Origin of the sequence: Methanococcoides seepicolus, assembly GCF_023684405.1 — an archaeon.
Lineage (GTDB): Archaea > Halobacteriota > Methanosarcinia > Methanosarcinales > Methanosarcinaceae > Methanococcoides > Methanococcoides seepicolus.
Map to the genome: position 1 here is coordinate 1 of NZ_JAGSOI010000082.1, position 8,176 is coordinate 8,176.

Here is an 8,176-nt window from a genome sequence, read left to right on the forward strand (position 1 = left end):
GAAAGGTTGGAAATGTGGTGAAGGTTACTGCTGAGTTTACGCTATGATGAAATCAATTCGAGATTTCACGAATGGCGGAGTTCTGTCCTAACACCAAAAGACCTGACAAGCCATAAAAAAGAAAAGAGAAAGTGAAGTATTAACCTCTCTTCCTCATTAGCAGATGGACTCCAACCAATATCAGGATCAACGATCCTGTTGAGATCCAGGGTATTCCCTTGGGTTCTGGTTGTGTATCCTCATCCTCGGCTGCAGAAATATCCTCCTCTGATGGTAGTGTAATGTCTTGTCTGGGTACACTTTCATCTTCTTCTGCAAAACCGACTATCGCAAATGGTGAGAATCCCGGAGCTTCTGCTTCGAAGTAGATGTATGAATCATCTTCCGATGTTTTGGTTGTGAAAAGCTTATTCCATTTACCGTCGTAGCGATACAACGCAACGCTGGATTCATCAATGCTATTTTCCGACAACCAGGCTTTGCTGATACGGAAACCGATGACCGCATTTTCAATCTTGTCATTGCTAAAAGCAGCATTGCCCACCCAGATGTTCAGGTTCTGGTACACATTGCCCGGAGCCGGTGAATCCACAAGTGATGACGTATTTTTCAGTCCCTCAATAAGGGTGCTGATGCGACCTGCATTGGCAACTCCCTCAAATTGGACATAGGATATATTGCACCATTCTTTAGCAAATTCGTATCTGGATAGTTCACCGATAGCTACAGTGCTGGACTGGGCATCCTTTGCCAGAATGTTCTCGAAGGCTTCACCAGTGTTACCACCGCCGCCTCCGCCACCACCAGAAGAAGATGAAAAGGTTTTTTTGTCAGAAGATGAACTAGATACAGTCCAATTCCAGGTCTGCTTAATAACTTCACTTGAATTTTCAGCAATAACAGTTACATTGTGCAAACCTTCTGAAACTGCGTTATTTGAATAAGACGCTGACTTAGATGAGCTATTAATTTGTACCTCAACGTCATTAACCAACCAAGTAAAATTACAAACCTTGTTTGTAGTAACATTAAATTTTTGACCATTGCCTACAACAGATTCTAGATCAAGATCACTTGGACTGAAAATATCAAGTGCTAAAGATGAAGTTACAACATTTACAAATGGATAGAACCGAACCTCGTTGCTATCTGCAACTTTTAATTGTATATTTTCGGTTATGTTGATAATCTCACATTTAGAGAGTGAGATTGAATCATAATTCTCCATGCTTATACCAGATTCGGAGATGCTAGTGAGTTCCATCCTTTCGTACGTATCGCCAGCTACTATGCTTAGGTACTCATCAGATATCTGGAATATGCCTTCTATAGAAATACTACTTAAATCTCCTTCGCCTGAGATATTGTTGAAGTGGACTGCAATTATTGTTACATTAGCAACTGAACCCAAATCTTTCTCGTATATGTAATTATCATTTGCATAAACAGTACTGTTGTCTACCTCTAAACCATCTTTTTTGAGTGATAATTTTACACAATTGCTACTTACATTGATTTTATCAACTTCAAGCTCATATCCATCCTCAAGAACCAATGTTGAGTCCGAGTAAATTACATGTGTATTATCATTGTCAATAAGCACTTTAGATAGCTGCCCCTTGGACATCATGCTTACGGAGTCTCTCCCAGCTTCAAATGCATCATCTGGATAGCCTGCAAGATATTTCTCTGCAATGAAACCGACGATTTCATATGTGCCCCATTCAGCGCGTTTGAAGTTTACTGTGGCAGGTCTTGTTTCATAGCTTAAATCAGACTCGGCAATCAGCCTCCCATCTACGTTGACTCTGAGCGTTTCAGTTATGTTTCCTTCATCAAAATCATAATAGAGTCCTCCAAAATTGATAGGAGTCCATTCAAATTCGACAACATCCTCCGCAACCGTTCCACGAAGCTCATATGTATCAAGATATTCGTGTTCTTTCACAATACAGAATCTCAAATCCTCGTCATTTGCCACCTTAAATGAGAATTTATCAATGATCTTTATAGTAGAATCTTTTGTTAAATTAATAGGATTCAGATTTGTCATCTTGATGTGATCTGGTCCAATTTCAGATATTTCCATTTCACCAAATTGATCGGCTGTATTTATTTGTGTAATTTCTTCAAAATCAACTAACCACAAACCTTCAATCGTGATCAGACTAACTGATTCACCTTGGAATATACCAGTGACATTTACTTTCATGACTACAACATCGTCTTCATCTGCAACATCGACATCATAAGTCCATGTTTCACCATCCTTATCGGAAACATCTATTACTTCATCATCGATGAACTCTCCATCCTTTGTAAATTCCATCCAGACCTTGTCACCCTCGACATCGATTTGCTTTGGAGTGAGTGCATAGCCTTCACCGAGTTCGAGGGACTGGCCGGTTCTCAGGGTGTACTTGGTGCCATCATTCATGAGCAGTTTCGCAAGCTTGTTTGGTGTGTTGCTCTTTAATGGAATGAACTTTTCACCAAAGAATCCCATTACATTATAGGTTTCGGTATCCCATGCATCAACATCAAAATTAACTTGTTCAATTGTGGTAACGTATTCAAGCCCATCTTCAAAAATGGCCCTACCGGAGACAAACTCTCCGCCATAAATTCGAAGATATTCTGTCGAAACGCCTTCATCTATATCGTAATAGAAACCAGCAAAATTGGATGCATTCATTTCAATGAAATCATACTCATTAAGACCTATAATGTCGTCAAAACTAGTGCCATCATGTACTGGCCCTCTTATTTCAACCACGTCTTTCACAATATTTGTGATGTTAATTTCCTCAGCAATTACATCGGAATTTTGAACAATGTGTTTTAGAATTGCAATTTCGTTTATTGTACCTGAAAAGACATCATCAAGTAGGAAACTAATAATAATCTGCTCAGTTCCATTTACCGACTTATTAAAATAGTAATGTTCAGTAGTTTTCAATATATCTTCATCAACTAACTGGTCATTTTTGGTTAAATTGATAAATGCCTTATCACCATCTAAGTCAGTTGAAATTAAATTAAGACCATATCCTTCTGTTAACTCAAATATTTCTCCCGATGAGACTACTTTTTTATCATCAAGAGCTGTAGTACCTACATCTGAACTTATCTGATATTCTGAATCAAACTCAACGTAATCTTCATACTTTCCGTCCATTATTTTTGATGAATTTATAGTTATAATCTGACGAATGGTTTCATTAATTGAATTTGATCTGTTGTAATAGTAGGTACTGTTTTCATAAATTATGTATCGATCTACAATGAGATCTTCCTTTTCAAGTGTAACTAATGCTTTCTTGTTAGGGGAAATTTCATCAATATTAATTGAATATTCGTTACTTAAATCCCAAAAGCTACCGGATTGAACTAAAACAAATGGATCTGTATCAAGAGTATTTACATCTGAATTCAAGGAATAATCGTTTGATAATTCCACATAATCTCCAGAAATAGAAGCAAACGTAATTAAATTTGGAATTTCCAGAATTGTTTCAATGTTGTTAGTGCTTTCATTTCTTCGCTGGTACACATATGCATACTTTTCATCCTGAATGCGTTTGTCTAATGTTATACCATTTTTATCGAGGAACAGAAGGCAATAATTTCCATACTCCCCTATGTCCACTACTTTCAATGAATAACTATTTCCAAGATTCCATACCTCTTCAAGTTCCAACAATTTCGTGGGTTCAGTATCCACTGTACCTACATCCGAATATTGTTCTATGGATCCAACAATGATTAATGAATCTACTTGGCCTTGGAATACCTCCAAAATGAACGCCTTTATAATGACTTGATCGTTTCCATCAAGAGTTCTGTTGTAATAATAGTAATTATCAGAAGGTACAATATGTTGATCCACAAGCTCTCCATTTTTGCTCAAATTAATGAGAGATTTATCGCCATATATATCAATTGAAGCCACTGTCAAGGCATATCCATCGTTTAATTCCCAAGTTTGCTCAGAACGCATTGTTCTTTTACTTACAGAATACACCCATTCTTTCTGATCAGCTCCATTTTGATTTGATGCAATTGCCTTAATAGCATATGTTGTAGGCGAACTGGTATCAAAAGAATCAAGAGTAAAATTTGCTGATGATATGTTAGAATTGGTTTGAATTAAGACATTATTAAGATACCAATCAATTGTGCAATTCTCATTGGTTTTTATATAAAATTCCTGAGAATCTCCAATCGATATTGAGCGGTTGTCAATAGGGTTGAAATCAATAATGCTAAATGGAGCCGCTGTCACAGTTATATTATCCAATACAATTTCAGACCAGGCTCCTTCATCATCCTGTACACTGAAGTAAATGGTGTGGGTGCCTATTGAGAGATCTGAAGTACTGAAATAAGCAGATGTACTCAGCTGACCGTCAATGCTGGAAGTCCAGTTGTAACCGACAATTGTGCCATAGGTGTCTGTTCCTGAACCGATGAAGGTTGTTGTTTCACTTTCAGGATCGGGAGATATGGAATCAATTGTTGCAGTTGGGGAGAGATTCGAGAGAATGTGCATGACCAGACTAAATCTCAATAGACTTTCATTGCCAACTACTTTTACGCCAAGATTTCCTGCCAGATTGTAGGTTTCATTTGCACTAAGAGTGATAGGTTCATACAATCCCATTACAATTCTATCAGAACCTAGAGCGGCAAACTCCATTCTTCCAACTGTATCATCATCACCAATAACCCATGGTTCGTCAGATAACTGCCAGATGCCATCAATAATTATGAAGTTTCCTGACTGATTTACCTCATCTACATGAATCATCAAGGTAAGAACATCATCTTCACCAGAGATATCCTGATCATAATACCAGGTCTTGCCAGATGTAGTTGCATTAGTGCCTGCATTAATAACTTGATCATCAATGAACATACCATTCTTGGTCAGCTCGAGCCAGACCTTGTCACCATTAACATCGATCTGCTTTGGAGTGATGGCGTAACCTTCCCCAAGCTCTAATGAATTACCCATTCCGAGTAAGTAGGTGCTGTTGTCATCAACTAATAATCCAGAGAGCAATGAAGCATCTCCGTTAACAGGTACATAAAGATCTCCAAAGAAGGCAATCATATCATATGTAAAAGGTGTGGTCCCATCAGACAATAAAAATGGGAACACGGGATCAAAACCTTCCATAACAGTTGTTTCATAAACAAGCGAACCTTCATCAAGTGTTCGGGAACCACTTGTCCTATTCTCATAAACTGTAAGAGTTTCTCCGTATAAATCCGCAATGTCATCATAATAGAATCCACTGAAATCAGGAGCATTGACCTGCCATATTGAATTCGGGTCCCATGCACCAAAATCAGAAGCTTCAGCAAATACCGGGGAAAGAAGCTCTTCTACCTGTGATGCACCAAATACAAACAAATTCATTGATTGTGTTGGAGACCATGCACCTTCATCGTCCTGAACTTTAAGTGAAATTTCATGATTCCCGGGAGACAATGAAGATGTGGTAAAGATTGAATTATTACTCAGTAACCCATCAATGCTGGATTCCCAGATGTACGCATTTGATTCCCAGATAGGAGCAGCTATTAGGCCATCATTATCTGTTCCATGACCCTTGAAAATAATACTGTTGCCTTCAAAAGCAGGATTGGGATCGATCAAATCAATGGAACATTCCGGCAATTCAAAAGTGACAAATGGATAAAATCGAATGTCAGGAGAATCGGCGGTTCTGAATTTCAGACCACCGAAAATCTCGATTTCTGACTCCCTAGACAACTCAAGTGCCTCATTGTTTTCCATTTCAATAGTGCCACCTGACCCATCTGCAGTAACAATGAGTTTTCCAAATTCATCCTCCACGTCAATCTCCATTGCAGAATCGGAAATCTGCCAGACACCTTCGATTACACAGAGGGAATCTACCGTACCCTGGAATAGCTGATCTACATGGATCATCAGGGTAAGGACATCATTCTCGTTAAGTATGTCCTGTTCGTAATACCAAGTCTTGTCTGAAGTGGTTCCATTAGTGCCTACATTAATAATTGCATCATCTATGAACGTACCATTCTTGGTCAGCTCGAACCATACCTTCTCAGCTTCAACATCAATCTGCAATGGACATATGCTATAACCTTCACCGAGTTCAAGAGTGTCACTGGTTCTTAGGGTATGCCTGCTATCATCATCAATCAACAATCTGGAAATTTTGGATGCATCACCTTTTGCAAGTGGAACGTATGCTTCACCTGTGAAACCAATTACATCATATTTCATTTCATTATTAGGACTATCTTTAGTAGTGAAATTAAATTCAGGATCAATATCATAAGTTATGGTAGCGGTATAGTTCACGTCACCTTCTTCAAATACTCTCGTGTCGTTAGTAACATTTTTCAAAGTAAGTGATTCAGAACTTTGATCACTATCAAGATGATACCAGAACCCTGTGAATGAGTAATCACCATTTGCTGTCCATGTAATTTCATCACTTTCAAATTCAGGTTCGGCAACACTTCCACGAACCTCATATAACTCGTTTGCGTTGACTTGCTTTACAAAGTTAAATCGAAGCGAATCTGAATCTGCAACCCGTATAATCAAATTTTCTGGAGTGACGAAAAGATTATATTCGTCCCCTGGTAGCAGAGTCAGAGGTTCAAAAAGTTCCATTTCAATGCTATCACTCGTCATTGCTGTCACAACAAGATTTCCAAAAACATTTCCCTCTTCAATTACAAGCGACTTATCAGAAATTTGCCAGATACCTTCGATTACACAGAGAGAATCTACCGGACCCTGAAATACCTGATCTACATGAATCATCAAGGTGACTACATCTTCCACGTCACCAACATCCTGTTCAAAGTACCAGGTCTTTCCATTGGTAGTAGCAGAAGTATTGATGACTTTATAATCAACGAAGCCACCGTCCTTAGTCAGCTCGAGCCAGACCTTATTACTGCCAACATCAATCTGCTTCGGAGTGATTGCATAGCCTTCACCGAGTTCAAGGATGTCACTAACCCTTAGGATATAGCTGCTATCATCATCAATCATCAATCTGGAAATATTGGATGCGTCATCTTTTGCAAGTGGAGTATATGCTTCACCAGCAAAACCGATTATCGGGTATGTAAAATGACTAGTGGGATTATCCTGTTGCATGAAAGCAAATTCAGGATAGACGTTGAATAGAACTGATCTATAGACAAGTGAATTCTGAGAAAAAGAAGTATCAAGTGTTCGTGTTCCACTTGTACCATTTTCATATATAGTAAGACTTTCACTGTAAGCATCGGCGTGGATGTCATAGTAGAATCCGCTATAGTTTTGGCCATTGATTTCCCAGCTTGAATCTGAACTCCAGGACGAAAAATCATCGGCTTCATCAAAAGCAGGAGATGAGATGCCATCACTGCCACTGCCACTGCCACTGCTACTATTGTCACCACTACCTCCACCACTACCTCCACCACCGCCGGGATTTGGAATAATATTATTTTCTAAAATATCTTTTTCATCAAATTTTATGAAGTTAAGTTTACCATCATCATTTGTATCTGCATCATAAGCACTTACTAATCCAGTACTCATAACTAAAATTAACAATACAGAGATTGTAACATACATTGATCTGTGAATTCCCTTTAAATTAATTGAGTTCAACCTATCCATAAACAACATTTATTAACACTCCCCTTTAATTTACTTACATTTCATCGATTTAATTAATTACAGCCGAAACCCCCGTTTACAGCTGTTTTTTGGAAAAGAGAATTACATGTCAGTACACCCAAACCCACTTAGAAGTCTAACATTATAATATATATTCATGTTGATGTAAAATATTCATAAGCTATTAAAATTTACACTTCACTGTTTATTCAATCATCCCTTTGAAAAAAAAACGCGGAGAGAGTAATATGGTTGCGTAGCAGATTGACAAAAACGTAGTGTTTTTTCTAGTTACCTATATCCCCTACTTGTTATGCGAAGGATTCGATTTGAACCCACAAATACCATCCAAGTCTTAATATTAACCTTCCTTGTTTAGATGTCAGATATTAAAGAATTACAAGTGTACATTAAATGTCAGGTATAAGCAGTTACACTCCACAAGCGTACATATTTTGACATTCTTGAATGAAATGTTAAAGATAAGGAGTT

Annotated in this window: 1 protein-coding gene; it reads right to left on the minus strand. The window is 38.0% G+C overall.

The features are described 5' to 3' along the window. Positions 1-139: 139 nt before the first annotated feature. Complete coding sequence (locus KDK67_RS12925) at positions 140-7,693, minus strand: S-layer protein domain-containing protein (protein WP_250869224.1); 7,554 nt, start codon at positions 7,691-7,693, stop codon at positions 140-142. Positions 7,694-8,176: the final 483 nt, after the last annotated feature.